At 70.5% G+C, this 16,089-nt stretch carries 15 protein-coding genes and 1 tRNA gene; 6 read left to right on the top strand and 10 right to left on the bottom strand.

What is annotated here, in order from left to right; genetic code table 11:
* Window positions 1-7 precede the first annotated feature (7 nt).
* The gene (locus ABTY40_RS00560) at window positions 8-910 is read right to left on the bottom strand and encodes a TerD family protein (protein ID WP_352057508.1); all 903 of its coding nucleotides are present in this window, start codon (window positions 908-910) and stop codon (window positions 8-10) included.
* A gap of 208 nt (window positions 911-1,118) precedes the next feature.
* On the opposite strand from ABTY40_RS00560, the gene ABTY40_RS00555 reads away from it, so the two are divergent.
* Genes ABTY40_RS00555 through ABTY40_RS00545 form a run of 3 tightly spaced genes read left to right on the top strand, consistent with a single transcriptional unit; the run spans window position 1,119 to window position 5,824 of the window.
* Window positions 1,119-2,324, top strand: a complete 1,206-nt coding sequence (locus tag ABTY40_RS00555) for an HpcH/HpaI aldolase/citrate lyase family protein (RefSeq protein ID WP_352057507.1) — start codon at window positions 1,119-1,121, stop codon at window positions 2,322-2,324.
* An 18-nt stretch (window positions 2,325-2,342) separates the two neighbouring features.
* On the top strand, window positions 2,343-4,973 hold the full coding sequence (locus ABTY40_RS00550; RefSeq protein WP_352057506.1) for a phosphoribosyltransferase: 2,631 nt from the start codon (window positions 2,343-2,345) through the stop codon (window positions 4,971-4,973).
* Window positions 4,970-5,824, top strand: a complete 855-nt coding sequence (locus tag ABTY40_RS00545; RefSeq protein WP_352057505.1) for an HAD family hydrolase — start codon at window positions 4,970-4,972, stop codon at window positions 5,822-5,824. The genes ABTY40_RS00550 and ABTY40_RS00545 overlap by 4 nt, the downstream gene beginning before the upstream one ends.
* A gap of 26 nt (window positions 5,825-5,850) precedes the next feature.
* On the opposite strand, the gene ABTY40_RS00540 is transcribed toward ABTY40_RS00545, so the two are convergent.
* The 3 genes from ABTY40_RS00540 to ABTY40_RS00530 form a co-directional block, all read right to left on the bottom strand.
* Entirely contained in the window at window positions 5,851-6,069 is a 219-nt protein-coding gene (locus ABTY40_RS00540; protein ID WP_352057504.1) for an FmdB family zinc ribbon protein, read from the bottom strand.
* 59 nt (window positions 6,070-6,128) lie between these two features.
* Window positions 6,129-7,523 carry a hypothetical protein gene (locus ABTY40_RS00535; RefSeq protein ID WP_502990449.1) on the bottom strand — a complete coding sequence of 465 codons (1,395 nt, stop codon included), beginning with the start codon at window positions 7,521-7,523 and terminating at the stop codon, window positions 6,129-6,131.
* A 77-nt stretch (window positions 7,524-7,600) separates the two neighbouring features.
* Window positions 7,601-8,263: a DUF4097 family beta strand repeat-containing protein gene (locus ABTY40_RS00530; RefSeq protein WP_352057502.1), complete on the bottom strand. Its 663-nt coding sequence runs from the start codon at window positions 8,261-8,263 to the stop codon at window positions 7,601-7,603.
* A gap of 263 nt (window positions 8,264-8,526) precedes the next feature.
* Between ABTY40_RS00530 and ABTY40_RS00525 the strand changes: the two genes are divergently transcribed.
* The 3 genes from ABTY40_RS00525 (at window position 8,527) to ABTY40_RS00515 (ending at window position 10,621) form a co-directional block, all read left to right on the top strand.
* Window positions 8,527-8,601, top strand: a tRNA-Val gene (locus tag ABTY40_RS00525).
* A gap of 244 nt (window positions 8,602-8,845) precedes the next feature.
* The gene (locus ABTY40_RS00520; RefSeq protein ID WP_352057501.1) at window positions 8,846-9,535 is read left to right on the top strand and encodes a hypothetical protein; all 690 of its coding nucleotides are present in this window, start codon (window positions 8,846-8,848) and stop codon (window positions 9,533-9,535) included.
* A gap of 66 nt (window positions 9,536-9,601) precedes the next feature.
* The gene (locus ABTY40_RS00515) at window positions 9,602-10,621 is read left to right on the top strand and encodes a reverse transcriptase family protein (RefSeq protein ID WP_352057500.1); all 1,020 of its coding nucleotides are present in this window, start codon (window positions 9,602-9,604) and stop codon (window positions 10,619-10,621) included.
* An 87-nt stretch (window positions 10,622-10,708) separates the two neighbouring features.
* Here ABTY40_RS00515 and ABTY40_RS00510 read toward each other — a convergent pair whose 3' ends face one another.
* The 6 genes from ABTY40_RS00510 to ABTY40_RS00485 form a co-directional block, all read right to left on the bottom strand.
* Window positions 10,709-11,845, bottom strand: coding sequence for a tyrosine-type recombinase/integrase (locus ABTY40_RS00510; protein ID WP_352057499.1), 1,137 nt, complete (start codon window positions 11,843-11,845; stop codon window positions 10,709-10,711).
* Window positions 11,845-12,042, bottom strand: coding sequence for a helix-turn-helix domain-containing protein (locus ABTY40_RS00505; protein ID WP_352057498.1), 198 nt, complete (start codon window positions 12,040-12,042; stop codon window positions 11,845-11,847). Before ABTY40_RS00505 ends, ABTY40_RS00510 begins: the two co-directional genes overlap by 1 nt.
* A gap of 463 nt (window positions 12,043-12,505) precedes the next feature.
* Window positions 12,506-13,135 (bottom strand): XF1762 family protein, encoded by a 630-nt coding sequence (locus tag ABTY40_RS00500; protein WP_502990448.1) that lies wholly within the window; start codon window positions 13,133-13,135, stop codon window positions 12,506-12,508.
* Between the two features lie 50 nt (window positions 13,136-13,185).
* Window positions 13,186-14,661: an AICE element replication initiation protein gene (locus ABTY40_RS00495; protein ID WP_352057497.1), complete on the bottom strand. Its 1,476-nt coding sequence runs from the start codon at window positions 14,659-14,661 to the stop codon at window positions 13,186-13,188.
* Between the two features lies 1 nt (window position 14,662).
* The gene (locus ABTY40_RS00490; RefSeq protein ID WP_352057496.1) at window positions 14,663-15,535 is read right to left on the bottom strand and encodes a bifunctional DNA primase/polymerase; all 873 of its coding nucleotides are present in this window, start codon (window positions 15,533-15,535) and stop codon (window positions 14,663-14,665) included.
* Between the two features lie 86 nt (window positions 15,536-15,621).
* Entirely contained in the window at window positions 15,622-16,083 is a 462-nt protein-coding gene (locus ABTY40_RS00485) for a hypothetical protein (RefSeq protein WP_352057495.1), read from the bottom strand.
* Between the last annotated feature and the right edge of the window lie 6 nt (window positions 16,084-16,089).

The raw sequence follows: 16,089 nt of genomic DNA, 5'->3' as shown, positions 1-16,089 counted from the left end.
CGTGCCGTCACGGGCGGAGGAACTGCGGCCCCATCGGCGGCATCCGGAACTCCGGCCCGGCGTGCGGGTCGTGCGCGGGCACCGGCTGCGGATAGCCGTACGCGGGCGCGGGCGAGTTCACCGGCTGCTGCGGGTATCCGTAGGCGGGCGCCCGGTCCGGCATGGGCGGCGGCGCGACGGGCTGCGGGGGCACGGCCGGCAGCGGCGGTACGGGGGCGTGGACCACGGTCGCGTCGAGATCCGGGCTCCCGGCTCCGCTGCCGGTCTCCGCCGGCGCGGCGGCCCCGCCACCCGCCGTCGTACCGCCGTCCCCGGCCCTACCCGCACCTTCGCCGTCCGCACCGTCCTCGCCGTCCGCGGCGGCGTCCTCGTCGACGGAGATGCCGAAGTCGGTGGCGAGCCCGACCAGGCCCGTGAGATACCCCTGGCCGACCGCGCGGAACTTCCAGCCCTCGCCGCGCCGGTACAGCTCACCGCAGATGACCGCGGTCTCCTCGCCCGTCTCCGCCGTCACGTCGAACAGGGCGAGCGGCTCACCCTCGGCCCCGCCCAGCGCGTCGTAGATCAGAATCCGCAGGTCGGAGACGGAACGGAAGGTCCCGCCGTCCGAGGAGGCGGCGACGACCACCCGGTCGACGGACGGGTCGAGTCCGCCGAGATCGGCCTCGACGGTGTCGGTCAGTCCCTCGGCCACCCGCTTCTTCGGCAGCCGGCGGACGAACCCGGACGGATGCCGCGGCTGGTTGTAGAAGACGAAGTCCTCGTCGGAGCGCACGCGCCCGTCCGGGCCGAGCAGCAGGGCCGAGGCGTCCACGTCGGGGACCCCGGGGCCCGGGGTCCAGCGGAGCACGGCCCGTACGGCCGCGGTGTCGAGAGGGACGTTGGAGCCCTTCAGCATCGCGTGCGTCATGACCGCAATCCTGCCCTCCCGGCCCTCCGGGGGACAACGCGGGGGCACCACGGACGGCGCGGACCCCGCGAACGGGCGAGGGAGCGAGGTGACGGATGCAGACGAGTTACCTGAATTTCATGCAGGCTGGGAACTGCGGACACCCGCACCTACGTACTATTACCGGCCACGTGTCGTCCGGGCTCGGAGAGCCAGACGGGGGAGTTACATGCGTCATTTCGGGCACATCCCGTCCGCCTCGCGGGCCGGGCTGTTCCACTGCGAGCCGGCCGTCTTCACGGCCGACTCGCCCGCGCGCACGCTCGCCGTGGCCCTCGGCGCCACGCTCTACAGCCCGGCCACCCGGCCGCGGCTGGCCGAGGACATCCGCAAACAGGTGGCCCGCGGAGTGGCGTCCATGGTCCTCTGCCTGGAGGATTCCATCAGCGACGGCGAAGTGGAGGCCGGCGAGGAGAACCTCGTCCGCCAGTTCGCCGCCCTCGCCGACGAGGAAGACTCCCGCGGCCCCGCGGCCGGGGAGGACGCCCCCGCGCCCGGCGACCTGCCCCTCCTCTTCATCCGGGTCCGCCGGCCCCACCAGATCACCGACCTCGTCGCCCGCCTCGGCGAAACGGTCCGCCTGCTGTCCGGATTCGTACTCCCCAAATTCACCGAGGCCCGAGGCCAGGCCTTCCTCGAAGCCCTCACCGAGGCCGAGCGCGCCGGCGGCCGCCGCCTCTTCGCCATGCCCGTCCTGGAATCCCCCGAGCTCCTGCACCTGGAGACCCGGGCCGAGACCCTCGCCGGCATCGCCGCCCTCACCGAGAAGTACCGCGAGCGCGTCCTCGCCCTCCGCCTCGGCGTCACCGACTTCTGCTCCGCCTACGGACTGCGCCGCTCGCCCGACATGACCGCCTACGACGTCAAGATCGTCGCCCACGTCATCGCCGACGTCGTCAACGTCCTCGGCCGCGCCGACGGCACCGGCTTCACCATCACGGGCCCCGTCTGGGAGTACTTCCGGCCCGGCGAGCGCATGTTCAAGCCCCAGCTCCGCCGCAGCCCCTTCCTGGAGGGCCGCGCCGAGGACCTGCGCACCGCCCTCATCGAGCACGCCATGGACGGCCTGCTCCGCGAGATCGAGCTCGACCGCGCCAACGGCCTCCTCGGCAAGACCTGCATCCACCCCACCCACGTGCTGCCGGTCCACGCCCTCTCCGTCGTCAGCCACGAGGAGTGGAGCGACGCCCAGGACATCCTGCGGCCCGAACAGTGCGGCGGCGGCGTGCTCCGCTCCGCGTACACCAACAAGATGAACGAAGTGAAGCCGCACCGCGCCTGGGCCGAGCGCACCCTCCTGCGCGCCGAGGTCTTCGGCGTCGCCAAGGAGGACGTCGGTTTCGTGGAACTGCTCACCGCCGGCCTGGCCGGCTGACGAAGGGACGTCGACGACGTGGTGTGGACCGGAACGTGGGTCGCGGAGCGACTGGGCGTCGAACTGATCGGCGACGAGGCGCTACCGGCCCTGTTGGGCCTCGCACTGCGCCGTAACCCCAAGCGGGCGCACCTGCTCGTCTCCAGCGTGCTCGGCAAGCACGTGCCGCAGCGCCCCTCCGTCGTGTACGGCTCGGGCCTGGACCTCGGGCGGCGCGTACGGGACCTCCTCGGCGAGGCGGAGGCGGCCCGCGCCGTCGTCCTCGGCTACGCGGAGACCGCCACCGCCCTGGGCCACGCCGTCGCCGACGGCCTCGGCCCCGCCCCGTACCTCCACTCGACCCGCCGTCCGGTGCCCGGCGTGGCCCGCGCCGGCGGCTTCGAGGAGTCCCACTCCCACGCCACCTCCCACCTGCTCCTCCCCGAGGACCCGGCGCTGCTGGCCGGTGACGGCCCGCTGGTCCTCGTCGACGACGAGTTCTCCACCGGCAACACCGTCCTCAACACCGTCCGCGCCCTCCACGAGCGCTACCCGCGCGAGCGGTACGTCGTCGTCGCCCTCGTCGACATGCGCGGCCCCGCCGACCGCGACCGGCTCACCGCCTTCGCCGCCGAGATCGGCGCCCGCGTCGACCTCGTCACGCTGGCGGCCGGGACGGTCCGCCTCCCGGCCGGCGTCCTGGAGAAGGGCCGGGAACTGGTGGCCCGGTACGAGGGCGGCCGCAGCACGGGGGACGGAACGACGACGGGCGCGGCCCCGGACGCTCCCGGGGCGCAGCCGGGCACGGGCCCCGGCCTCGTGCGCGCGGCCGGCGCGGGCCGGATCGGTGCGGGTGGCGACGGCGCGGGCCCGGCGGGTACGGCTTCCGGACCCGCCGCCCCGGAGGTCGTACGCGTCGCGCTCGACTGGCCGGCCGGGGTCCCGGACGGCGGCCGGCACGGGTTCACGCCCGAGCACCGCGTCCGCCTGGAGGCCGCCCTGCCGGCCATGGCCGCCCGGATCGCCGAGGCCCTGCCCGCGCCGGCGCCGACCGCCCCGGGCACCGCGCGGACGGAGGGAACGGGCGCCCGGGTCCTCGTCCTCGGCTTCGAGGAGCTGATGTACGCGCCGCTGCGCCTCGCCACCGCCCTGGAGGACGCGGGCCACGACGTGCGCTCGTCCACCACCACCCGCTCGCCCGTCCTCGCGGTCGACGACCCCGGCTACGCCATCCGCACCCGGCTCGTCTTCCCCGCCCACGACGACCCCGCCGACGGCCCCGGCGAGCGCTACGCCTACAACGTCGCGGGCGCCGGCTTCGACGCGGTCGTCGTCGTGGTCGACTCCGCCGCCGACACCCCCCGGCTCCACGCCCCCGACGGCCTCCTCGCCCGCCTCGCGGCCCACATACCGAGGGTCGTCCTCGCCGTCGTCCCGTCCTACGTACCGGCCACCGCGCCCGCGCGCCCGTCCGCGCCCGCCCTTCCGTCCGTTCCCGCCCGCACCGCAGCTCCCGAAAGGAGCTCCATGCTGCCCGAGCCCCTCCGCGGCCCCGCCTTCTCCTCGTACGCCCCCGAAGAGGTCGGCTGGCTGCTCCAGGACCTCTCGGACGTCGAACTGGAGGCGCCCACCGAGGAACGCGAGGAAGCCATCCAGAGCGGCGGCGCCCACTACGCCGAGTCGCTCCCCGTCGAGTACCAGCCCAGCGCCCGCTACCAGGACCTGTTCCACAGCGCCCTGGAGGCCTCCGCCGCCCGGATCGCCCGTGCCGTCGGCACCGTCACCGAGACCGTCCTCGCCGAGCGCGCCGGCCGCCCGGTGCTCGTCTCGCTGGCCCGCGCCGGCACCCCCGTCGGCGTTCTCATGCGCCGCTGGGCCGGGGCCCGGCACGGACTCGACCTGCCGCACTACGCCGTCTCCATCGTGCGCGGCCGGGGCATCGACGCCAACGCGCTGCGCTGGCTCGCCACCCACCACGACCCCGCGGACGTCGTCTTCGTGGACGGCTGGACCGGCAAGGGCGCCATCACCCGCGAACTCGCCGCCGCGCTCGCGGACTTCCCCGGCTTCGAACCGGAGATCGCGGTCCTCGCCGACCCCGGCTCCTGCGTCCGCACCTACGGCACCCGCGAGGACTTCCTCATCCCCTCCGCCTGCCTCAACTCCACGGTCTCCGGCCTCATATCCCGGACCGTGCTCCGCTCCGACCTGGTCGGCCCGGACGACTTCCACGGCGCCAAGTTCTACCGCGAGCTGGCCGGCGCCGACGTCTCCGGCCTCTTCCTCGACGCCGTGGCGGCCCGCTTCGACGAGGTCGCCGAGGACGTCGGCACCGACGTCAAGGAACTCCTCACCACGGACCGCACCCCCACCTGGGAGGGCTGGGCCGCCGTCGAGCGGATCAGCGAGGAGTACGGCATCCACGACGTCAACCTGGTCAAGCCCGGCGTCGGCGAGACCACCCGCGTCCTGCTCCGCCGCGTCCCGTGGAAGATCCTCGCCAAGCGCGGCGCGGGCGACGACCTCGCGCACGTCCGCCTGCTGGCCGAACAGCGCGGCGTACCGGTCGAGGAGGTGGACGAACTCCCGTACACCTGCGTGGGCCTGATCCACCCTCAGTACACGCGCGGCGCCACCGGCGCCGACGGCAAGGCGGTGACGTCCCGATGACCACCACCCCCACCGCGCCCACGACCGCCCCCGCCCCCGGCGGGGGGACGAGCCTCGTCGCGAGCGACCTCGACCGGACCCTCATCTACTCGTCCGCGGCCCTCGCCCTCGGCATGCCCGACCCGCAGGCGCCGCGGCTGCTCTGCGTCGAGGTCCACGAGTCCAAGCCCCTCTCCTACATGACGGAGGCCGCGGCCGACCTGCTCGCACGGCTCACCGCGGAGACCGTCTTCGTCCCCACGACGACCCGGACGCGCAAGCAGTACCAGCGCATCCGCCTGCCCGGCCGCGCCCCGGCGTACGCGATCTGCGCCAACGGCGGGCACCTCCTGGTCGACGGCGTGACCGACCACGACTGGCACGCCTCCGTCCTGCGCAGACTCGCGGACGAATGCGCGCCGCTCTCGGAGATCCGCGCCTACCTCACCGCCACCACCGACCTGTCCTGGGTGCGCAAGCACCGGGTGGCGGAAGACCTCTTCGCCTACCTGGTCGTCGACCGGGAGCGGCTGCCCGCGGACTGGCTGGAACGGTTCGGGGCCTGGGCGGGGGAGCGCGGCTGGACCGTCTCCCTCCAGGGCCGCAAGGTGTACGCCGTGCCGAAGCCGCTCACCAAGAGCGCCGCCGTCCGCGAGGTCGCCCGCCGCACCGGCGCGACCCTGACCCTGGCGGCCGGCGACTCGCTCCTCGACGCCGACCTGCTGCTCGCCGCGGACCGGGCCTGGCGCCCGGGCCACGGCGAACTCGCCGACACCCAGTGGACCGCCCCCCACCTCGACGTCCTCACCCAGCGCGGCGTCGCGGCGGGCGAGGAGATCCTGCGCCGTTTCCGGGCGGCGGTCCTTTCCTGAGCCGTGCTCGTGGCGGACCCCAGGGGTCAGCCGCAGCAGCCGCCACCGCAGCAGCCGCCCCCGCCCCCGCCCGAGGTGGGGGCGGGCCCGGCCGGGGCCGAACCGCCGACGGCGACGGCCGACAGCAGCTTCACGGTGTCGTCGTGCCCCGCCGGGCAGGCGGCGGGAGCGGAGGACTCGGCCATGGGCCGACTGACTTCGAAGGTGTCGCCGCAGGTGCGGCAGCGGTATTCGTAACGAGGCATGCCCCCAGGCTAGCCGCGCGCCGGAAGCCGCGGTCCACCGTCAGCCGCTCCCGCCGGAGTCAGTGCTGCCCGGCGCCGCGCTCCTCGCGGATGAGACCGACGACCCGCGCGGCCGAGGCCCGTACCGCCTCCAGCTCGGTCAGGAAGTGCCAGTAGTCGGGGTGCCGGCCCTCCAGGCCCGCCACCGCCCGGTCGAGCCGGGCCACGGCCTCGTCCAGGGGCCGCGCGTGCCGGGGGTCGGGCGTGGTCCGCCCCTCCATCGCGAGCCGCTGGGCGTCCCGTACCGCGAACCTGGCCCGCTCGATCTCCGCCCTCGGATCCTTCGCCACCGCGTCAAGGCGCCGCAGCCGATCCCCGGCGGCCGAAACCGCCTCGTCGGTGGCGTCGAGCAGCGCCCGGACCGTCGACAGGATCGCCGTCGCGTCCGGCCAGCGCTGCTCCTCCCGCGCCGTCGTCGCCTCCCGTAGCCGGTCCTCCGCCTGCCGTACGGTGCCGGCCGCCTGCTCCGGCACGTGCTGGAGGTCCTGCCAGCAGGCGAGCGAGTACCGCCGCCGCAGCTCGGAGAGGACCGGCTCGACGGCCCCGGCCCGGGTGGTCAGCGCCTCGGCGCGGGTACGGAGGGACACGAGCCGCTTGTCGATCTCGGCGGCCCGCTGCGGCAGGCGCTCGGCCTCCGCCCGTACCGCCTCGGCGTCCCGCAGGATCCGGTCGGCGCGCTGCAGGGTGTCCGGCACACCGTGCCGGCCCGCGCCCTCGTTGAGCCGGGTGAGCTCGGGCCCGAGCGCCGCGAGGCGGGCGGCCAGATCATCGGCGCGCAGCCCCGTCTCCCGTACGGAGTCCAGGGCGGCACTCGCCTCGCGCAGCGCCTGCCGTGCGCGCTCCGCGGCGGGGGCGAGGCGGGCGAGCTGGTTCTCGGCCGTCGCGAGGAGCGGACCGAGCCCCTGCTCGAACCGCTCCAGTTCGCCCCGGACCCGGTCGAGCTCCTCCTTGGCCCGGGTCAGCTCGCCCCGCGCCCGGCTCGCGGTCGCCGCGTCCAGCTCGTCCCGGTCCAGATCGTGCGCGTCGACGGCGGTGATGTACGCGAGGGAGACCTCGTCGATCCGGCGCCCGAGGGCCTCGAAACCCTCGACGGCCCGCCGGGCCTCCGGCGAACCGTCCACGGCCGTGATCGTCTCGATGGAGATCCGCAGCCCGCGCTGCGCGGTGTCGAGCTCGTAGAAGGAGGCCGCCGCGGCGTCCTTCGCCGCCTGCGCCTCGGCCCGCTGACCCTCCCCGCGCCCGCCGAACCACCGGCGCGTACCACCGCCCGCGAAGGCCTGCGGCAGCAGGGCCACCACCAGCAGCGGCAGCGCGAGCCCCACGCGGAAGACGGACGCGCCCCCCAACGCCCCGGCCCGCTCCGATGTCCCGGACGCCGCGGACGCCGCCCTGCCCCTGGCTTCGCTCGCCGCCACGTCCCTCTCCCGTGCTGTGTCCGCCGTGCCCGGTCCGGTTCATTGTCCCACCCGGTAAGGACGAACACACAGGGCGTTCAGTTCACCGTACGGACCATGACATCACCGTTGTCGCTGCGCACGCTCACGGCGTGCCCGCTGCCCTGACGTACCGGAACGTCGATGACACGGTCACCGTTGTCCGTCCCGCCCGTGACGTCGTACGTGGCACGGGGCAGCGAGACGGTCAGGTCACCGTTCTCCCCGGCGAGGTCCACCCGGCGCGGTACGGCGCCGAGCGTGACGTCCATGTCCCCGTTGGACGACCGGGCGACGACCTCGGCCGAGGTGGTGCCGCCCTCCACGACCACGTCCCCGTTCTCACTCCCGAGATCGAGCGGCCGGGACGCCTTCCGCACCCGTACGTCCCCGTTGTCGGACCGCACGCGCAGCGGGGTGCCGAACCCCTCGGCCGTCACGTCCCCGTTCTCGCTCTCCACACTCACCGCGACCCGCCGCGGCACCTGGATCCGGTGCAGCGCCCCGCACCCGGACGCCACCCCGTCGCAGTCCACCCGCAACGTGAGCCGCCCGTCCACCAGCTTCCACTCCGCCTCGGGCCCGCTCCCCAGAAACACCCACCCGTCGACCTGCCGCTCCACCCGCACGTCCTCGACGTCGGCGGGCGTGATCACCAGATCCGAGTCGTCGGAGTCCACGACGAGCGCGTCCCCGGAGAACGCGAACGCCTTCTTCTCCACCGGAGCCCCCTCCACATCCCCGGCCCCGCACCCCGCGACCGCCCCCATGACCACGAGCACGCCCCCTACGGCGGCCACCCCCCGCATACGCCGACGCGTACCCATCAACCCACCCCCGGTCCGAACCCCATCAAGACCCCCCGAACCTATGCCCCCCACCCCCCGCCCCACGATCAGGCCCCCACCCCACCTCCTGGTAGGGCTGTCCCCCTACCGGTTTGCCCCACCCACCGGTCCGCCATGTACGCTGTTGCTTCCTCCACGGGTGCGTAGCTCAGGGGTAGAGCGCTGCTCTTACAAAGCAGATGTCGGCGGTTCGAAACCGTCCGCGCCCACCAGCACAAAGGCCCCGGACCGATCATGGTCCGGGGCCTTTGACGGTAGAGGGTGACGGCAGTGCCACCTTCGGCACGAGAACGGCCCCACACCAGTTCTCTTCAACGCACCACCCAGGCCAGCCGCGGGAGGTAGCGTGACAGCGCGAAGTGCCTTCGTAAGGCCGCCCGTCTCATGCGACGACGCTTGACGGCCTGACGGCGTTGCGGCAGGCCTCACGGAAGGCTACTTGCGGTGAAGCTATTTATGGATGAGTCAGGAAACGGAAACGCCTCTCAACCGTTGATCGTTGGTGCAGTTGAGCTAAGCGAAGATGCGGATGCGGTAGAGAAGAGAATTCGAGACCTGCATAAAAGCCTATGTGCGAAGAGTAGTTTGTTCGGCTTTGGCAGCTTCGAGAAATTTCGCGAGAACGGCTTTCATAGTTCGACCGATCCGCGAGAGGTGTCCAGTCGATTTGTAGAATTGATGGGGAGTATATTTTTTCGGTCGTATATGGTTACAACCGATCGGACACGCTTTCCCGGCAGGGCAGAACCTGAGCTAATTGAGCTTATGTATGTGAAGTTGTTGAGTGATCTATCGATCAAGCATCGCCATGAGGCGGAATTGCTTTGCTATGTAGAGCAGAGCGAGGATATGAAGTCGATTATTCAGAGGCTCCCTGATGGTGTGCTCAAGCAATCCCGTAGAACGATCGGGAAAGCGACGCCACTGCCGGATCTGAATATTGCGATGGTGACGAAGCGGGATTATATGTCGACGGCCATCATCGACTACGTCATGGCGGCCGTAAGTAGGTGGCTCAAAGCGGGCTGCACCACCAGTCCATCGGAGTATGCCTATAGGTCATTTCGTGAGTTTGAGGCATCCATCTCGATCCTCTACTCACTTGAGCGTGGTCGAATCTCCAGTCGAAAGGACCCCCTTCATTGACGTGTGATACCCTCACGAGCGAGGTAGGGCCGCGGTCAACTTTGTGCGCGAGTTCGCGTGCGTTGGATGATAGCTCTTGCACGGGAGTGTGGCCCTACCTCGTGGCTCCTCATCGTAGGGGGAGTAATGCCGTACTCGATTGACGACCTGGCGGAGCAAGCCGGCGTATCGGTTGAACTTCTGGAGCATCTATCTTCGAGCCTTCCTGCAGGTGCAGGAAGACTCTATGTCCAGCGAGTGCACCGCAAGAGGCATGGCGGGGTACGAGAAATTTTCAAGCCGAGGATGGCTTTCCAGTTCACCAATAAGAACTTGCATCGGAGCTTTATAGAGCTGCTCCCTTATGAGGCTCCTGATCATGTTCACGGATTTGTTCGTGAGCGTTCTGCCGTCAGTAATGCTAGGCAGCACCTGGCGAAACCATGCGTGTTGCGCTTGGACCTTGAGGATTTTTTTCCGTCCATCAGGGCGGAAACCGTAAAGGTATCGTTGATGGAGCAGGGTTACGAGGAGAAGGCTGCGGACGTAGCTGTCGATCTCGTCACTATTGGCGGCAAGTTGCCAATTGGGCTCAGTACATCGCCATTCCTGTCTAACCTCGCCTTCCTGGACACGGACCGCTCCCTTGCCGAATATGCAAAGTCAGAGGGTCTATCGTTTACGCGTTATGTGGATGATCTCGCATTCTCTGGTGATATCAATGACCGGCATGCAGTGGATGTCGCTCGCATTCTAGACGATGCTGGTTGGTCGGTGAACACGCGCAAGACCGCTTTCATGCGTCGAGGCGGCCCGCAGTACGTTACTGGGCTATACGTCGGAGAGTCAGACGGGCCGCGAATTCCGCGCAGGGTGAAGCGGAAGATGCGATGGATCTTGCACGTAATATCGAAGTTCGGTTACGACGCTTACATGACGGAGTTTGGCGGCTCTGACGAGGGGATGACTCGTCGTCGTTTGATGGGTTGGGCATGTTATATCGCTGCAGTAGAGCCGGAAATCGGTTTTCCACTGCTGCGGGAATTTGATGCGCTAGTTCCGGACGAGGATGAAGAGGATCTGGATTACCTAGAGATCACCACGTAGCCGGTGACGAGGTCTCTGCGTTGCTCGACTCCACCAGGCGAGGGGAGTCGCCGTTTCCTCCTCGGAAGGTCGGCGACTCCGCTCCTCTCACTTCGTGCGCTTCAGGAGGCGGTCCATGTGGCCCATTGCCTCCCGCCGATGTTCGTCAGAGACGTGGGTGTAGATGTTCATGGTGACGGCGATCTGTGAGTGCCCCAGGATCTCCATCACGACCCGCGCCGGCACGCCTGCGGCGAACAAGAGCGTCGCACACCCGTGCCGGGCGTCGTGCAGCCGGATCCGGGGGAGCCCGGCCACTTCCGTAATGCGCTGGAATGAGCGGCTCAGGTTCATCGGCTCTACCGTGCGGCCCGTACGGGTCGTGAAGACGTAGTCACTGCCGAGCCAGTCCGCTCCCGCCGCGTCCCGCTGCGTGGCCTGCCTCAGACGCTGCCAGCGCAGCGGCGGCACGCACATCAGGGGGAGGGGAATGACGCGGCTCCGACGGTTCTTCGTGGAGTCCGCGTACAGCTCGTTCTGAACCCGCTGGATCTGGTTCCGCACGGTGAGGGCGCGACGCTCCAGATCGATGTCCGACCAGCGCAGCCCGAGCACCTCCCCGCGGCGCAACCCGAGGGCGACGGCCAGGACGAACGCGGCGTAAAGCGCATCCCCCCTTGCCGCCTCAAGGAAGGTCATGGTCTGTTCCAGGTCCCATGGTTTCAGCTCCCGCTGTTCCACGCGGGGGGCGGGAACGAGCTTGGCCACGTTTCGGCTGATGAGTTCCTCTCGGCATGCGGCGCTGAGAGCACTGCGCAGAACTCGGTGCGACTCCTTGGCCGTGGCCGGCGACGCCTGGGTGGAGACGGTAGCGAGCATTCGGCGTACGTCGGCCGCTCCCAGGTTCTCCAGGCGCTTGGTCCCGATGTTGGGGATCAGGTAGAGGCGGACGTGAGTTTCGTACTTGGCGTACGTGGTCTTCTTGCGGTCGTCCTTGATGAACTGCTCCAGCCAGTACGGCAGCCACTCGGAGAGCTTGGCCGAACGTGTCGGAGTCGGGATCCCCTGACGGTCCCGGCGGACGAGTTCTTGTCGCTTGGCGTCGCACTCCTCCCACGTGGCCCCGTACACCGTTTTTCTCTTCCGGGTGCCGTCAGGCTGTGGGACGTACACGCGGGCCTCATAACGCCCGTCCTTGCGCTGCCAGATGCTGCCGGCGCCGTTCGGGTTTCTCTTGCGTGCCATCAGGCGGCTTCCTCCAGGCGGTCATTCATGTACGTGCGGAGCGCATCGAGGGGGATGCGGCGGGCGCGTCCCTCGGTGTAGCTGGGCAGGGCGCCGGAGCGGATGAGGTCGTAGACCTTGCTGCGGCTGTACTTCAGGGCGGCCATGACTTCGGGGACGGTCACGGCGGTGTGGCTGGTCGGGACTGAGATCGTCACAGTGGCTTCTCCTCCGCAAGGGGCTGAGGGACCGGCACCTGTCCGAGGTGGGGATTTCTGCGTCACTGCGTCATCAGCGTCACTTTCGGGGCCTGACCTGCGGTTTTCCGGTGACGCATGGAGGGGCGCCCTGTGTCACTGGTGACGGAGCCGTCCGTCATGGGGTGACGCAGGTGACGAACGGTGACGCAGAGATTCGGGTTCTGCGTCACCGTCGTTGTTGCAGGTGAGGGGCGGTTTTCGGGGCCCGGTGACGCAGGTGACGCAGCGTCTTCCTACTTAGGAAAAAGTGGGGCCTGTTTTCTGTTGCGCGCGCCTTCAGGCGTGAAGGAGGAGCCGCGATGCGGCACGCCCTTTGGGCGGCGGCGAGCCGCCGAAGAGCAAGAGGAGCACCCGGGCGCCGGGGCGGGGTGCTCCTCTTGCCTGTGCGGCTGAGCCCGCGTGGCGGGTACGGGATGTGTATTCAGGTTGTTGGTGCCGTGTGGCGTTGGCGGTAGGCGCGCTGCCGGCAGGCGTGGGAGCAGTAGAGGGCGGGGCGGCCGGTTGTGGGCGTGGTGATTAGCTGCTTGCAGGAGTGGGCGGCGCAGCGGCGCCGTCTCGGTGGGGTTTCGTCACGGGTTTCGTCACGCCGAAGCGGTGCCAGAGTGATGGGCGGTGCGCTCTTGGCGGTGACTTCCCACAGGGTGCGGGCAACGTGTTCGGTGCCCAGCAGGTTGCGGGGACGGCTTGGGGTGTGCCAGCCAGCTCGTGCGGGTCGTGCAGCTGCGAGGCGCCATCCGGCCGCCCGCAGGCTGGCGCCGCTTTCGCCTTCTTGTGTGTAGGTGATGGCTCTGTGGTGTCCGCTGGCCTTGGCGGTTCGCCAAGCGGCACCGTAGAGCGCGGAGCAGGCGTTCGGGGTGCCGTCGGTGGCAAGCCTCGTGATCTCGACGGTGAAGCCGTCGTCATAGGCTCGTGCGATCGGACGGCCGACGATGGCGACACCGACAAGGCGCCCATCTGGGGTGACGGCTCCGAGGGAGAACTTGTGGCCCTGTGGGGCCGCGTGGTGACGGTGGACACGATCGAGGTACTGACACGCGTCCCGGAAGGACATGGGTACGACGGTGATGGCCCCGCGGGCGCTGCCCTTTTGAGGTGGCATGGCTAGAACACCCGGCCCTGCTCGTCCTGCGCGGGTGTGGGCCGGGTGATCTCGATGTAGCGGGCGCTGTTCTTGCGGCCCCAGTCGACCAGGACGCCGCGGGCGGCGAGGACGGGCTGGATGCGCTTGAGTCGGTCGGAGAGGACCTTTCCGGTGGTGGGCCATCCCTTGGGCAGGGGCCGGAACTCTCCCTCGCCGGTGTAGAGCTGGGTCAGGGCGTGCAGCCACTCGGCCGAGGTCATCCGGACCGCCGCCCCGGGCTCGATGCCGGCGGCGTGCTTGAGGACGGTCTGCGCGAGCAGGTCGCCCTCGATCACGTCGTCGTTGAGGTCGTCCAGGCTGGCCCGGTAGGCGTCCAGCGCACCGAAGCCGGTGGCCGCGTCGAGTTGGGCGCACAGGTGGGCGAAGTCGGCCATGCGCAGGTCGGTGGGGATGTCGGCGTCGGTGGCGCGGACCTTGACGGTGAGGTCGAGCAGGGAGCCGAGGATGAGGGGCAGGGCCTCTTCGAACTCCGCCCACAGTTCCGCTTCCGTGCGCCGCACCCGGGGGCGTTCCAGTCGGAGCGGGAGGAGGCGTTCCGCGAGGTCCGGCCGGATGACACCGACGTCGATCCCGGTCATGAGCAGGGGGCGGCGGTAGCGGGCGCGGTAGACGTCGCCGTCGCTGAACAGGGCGCGCTTGATGTTCTCGGCGCCGGTGACGATGCAGCACATGGCGTCGGACAGGTCCGGGCCGAGGTGGGAGAGGTTGTCCAGAGCGGTGACCCATCCGGCGGCGACGGCCGTGATCAGGTTCTCCTCGTCCTTCGGGGCGCGGCGCAGGTCGCCGCTCATGCCCTCGATGATCCGGGTGAGCATCCGGCCGGTGGTGGACTTGCCCGCGCCCTGGGGGCCGGTGAGGAAGGGGGCGGGCACGGGCGCGGTGGGGCTGAGGCAGCCGATGAGCCAGGCGATGGCCAGGCTCTCGGTCTGGGCGCTGGCGAAGTTGCACAGCCGCATCAGCAGGTCGATGCCCTTGCCGTTGGTGTCCTTGACCGGCAGCGGCAGCTCGCCGGTGAGCTGGGTGCGCCGCCAGCACACTTCACGGGGGTCGGGGGTGCGGATGTCCCAGCCGGTGGGGTGGATACGGACGGACTTGCCATCGGCGCGGCCGAGGTCGAGCCAGGTGGCGCCGTCGAATCCGGGGGCAACACGGATGTGAGTGGGCTGTACGCCCTCGTCCAGTGCGAGCGCTTCGATCAAGTCGAGTGCCTCCTTCAGGGCGGTTCCGTTGAAGACGCCGAACCCGTCGCGGAACAGGCCGACCATGAGTTCCTGGCGGTGGCTCCCACTGGTGCCCTGGGAGCGGATGGGGCGGGCGACGGGGTGACCGTTGCGCTGGGCGTAGACGGTCCCTTCGGCGGTGCGGAAGTACCGGAAATGCTGCTGGGCGTAGTCGGTGATGATCTCGCGGGCCGGAGTCTTCTCGTCCTCGGACATCTCACAACCCCAAAGCCGCGGCGGCGTTCGCCCAGGCGTCCGCGCAGTGCCGGGGGGATTCGCCCTTGGCCTGCGCTGCCGTGAACAGCCGCTCGATGTGCGCTTCGGTGAGGCAGCCGCACCGGCCGTGGACCGAGAGCACCGCCAGGAACGTGGCATACACCGTCGCGTGCACCCCGCTCGCCGCGGCGCCGATGCGCTGCTCCGCCATGGCGATCCCCCGCTCCAGAAAGACGGGCGAGCGGTGCGGGCACCTTCCGGACCCGGCCGGAGCGGGCACCGTGACCGGGCGGGGCGCGGGCCGGGCGGCGGGCTTCTTCTCGACCAGGGCGTGCACGGCGTCCGGCACGGCCGTCATGGCGCCGGCGCCCGGGCCGAGCCATCGGGCGTAGGACATGGAGGACTTGATGTCGACGCCGGGCCGGACGCCGTTCACCGACCGCACCGTGCCCGAGTAGATCCAGTGCTCCCCGCGCGTCGTCGCCACGGTGCGGGTGGGCGGCAGCGTGGCCCGGGCCCAGGCGACCGCATCCGCGTCATCCAGGTCCACCACGGTGAGGCCGGCGCCGCCGGGGTGGTAGGCGACGGCCCCGGCCCGCCGCCACACGGACACCCACTGCGGGGAGCCGATGACGCGAGGGTTGGTGGTGGCGGCGGCCCAGGCGTGGCACGGCCACGGGCAGACGCAGGGCCCGGGGGTCTTCATGTTCGGCCGGCCGCCGCAGGCGTTGTCGGTGCAGGCGCGGCAGTTCCCGAAGGGGCGCTTGTCGGCCCGCAGAGGCAGCACCGGTAGCCCGCTGGCGGCCAAGCGCAGTGCGGCATCGAGGGGGTGTCCGGTCCGGGCGTCTCGCCGGATCGGCAGGGTATGGGTCATGCTGGGTGTCTCCAGTTCGTCATCAGCGGGCTGGGTCACGAGGGCGGCCCCAGGCTTTGGCGAGACGGGGGCCGCCCTCGGCGTAGCTACGGGTGGGTGAGCCAGCGGTGGTACTGCTGGCGGACGTAGTGGCGGGGGTCGCAGATGACGGTGGCGCCGTCGATGTCCATGAGGTGACGGGCCACGTGCTCGGCATCAGCCTCGGTGGGGCTCCGTCGTCCGCGTGCCCGGGCGTTGAGGGCGTGGCGGTCGAGGAGGGCGGCCCAGCGGATCCAGAACTCCCGGTCGCCTTCGCCGTCGTAGTTGGGGTTGTCGACGTGCTCGGAGCACCACCGGGTCTCGCGGGCGATGCTCGGCGCCCCGGTGTACGCCTGCTCGGGGGTAGGCCACTCAGGCTCCGGCGTGTGTTCGGCGGTGACGTAGAGCCGGGCCCGGGTGCGGTCGCGGGTGGGTGCCTGCCGGACGGGTCCGGTGGTGAAGGCGGCGCCGAGCGTGGTGGTGATGCGGTCGGTGTCGGCGGGGTCGCAGATGATCCGGATCTCGAACACGAGCGA

The organism is Streptomyces sp. NPDC126503 (assembly GCF_040302405.1).
Classification (GTDB): domain Bacteria; phylum Actinomycetota; class Actinomycetes; order Streptomycetales; family Streptomycetaceae; genus Streptomyces; species Streptomyces gulbargensis.
This window is presented reverse-complemented; position numbering and strand designations above follow the sequence as displayed.

Coding starts and splice junctions, on each gene's coding strand:
- ABTY40_RS00560 (WP_352057508.1), bottom strand. CDS start 910: ATGACGCACGCGATGCTGAAGGGCTCCAACGTCCCTCTCGACACCGCG.
- ABTY40_RS00555 (WP_352057507.1), top strand. CDS start 1,119: ATGCGTCATTTCGGGCACATCCCGTCCGCCTCGCGGGCCGGGCTGTTC.
- ABTY40_RS00545 (WP_352057505.1), top strand. CDS start 4,970: ATGACCACCACCCCCACCGCGCCCACGACCGCCCCCGCCCCCGGCGGG.
- ABTY40_RS00540 (WP_352057504.1), bottom strand. CDS start 6,069: ATGCCTCGTTACGAATACCGCTGCCGCACCTGCGGCGACACCTTCGAA.
- ABTY40_RS00520 (WP_352057501.1), top strand. CDS start 8,846: ATGGATGAGTCAGGAAACGGAAACGCCTCTCAACCGTTGATCGTTGGT.
- ABTY40_RS00515 (WP_352057500.1), top strand. CDS start 9,602: ATGATAGCTCTTGCACGGGAGTGTGGCCCTACCTCGTGGCTCCTCATC.
- ABTY40_RS00510 (WP_352057499.1), bottom strand. CDS start 11,845: ATGGCACGCAAGAGAAACCCGAACGGCGCCGGCAGCATCTGGCAGCGC.
- ABTY40_RS00500 (WP_502990448.1), bottom strand. CDS start 13,135: ATGTCCTTCCGGGACGCGTGTCAGTACCTCGATCGTGTCCACCGTCAC.
- ABTY40_RS00495 (WP_352057497.1), bottom strand. CDS start 14,661: ATGTCCGAGGACGAGAAGACTCCGGCCCGCGAGATCATCACCGACTAC.
- ABTY40_RS00490 (WP_352057496.1), bottom strand. CDS start 15,535: ATGACCCATACCCTGCCGATCCGGCGAGACGCCCGGACCGGACACCCC.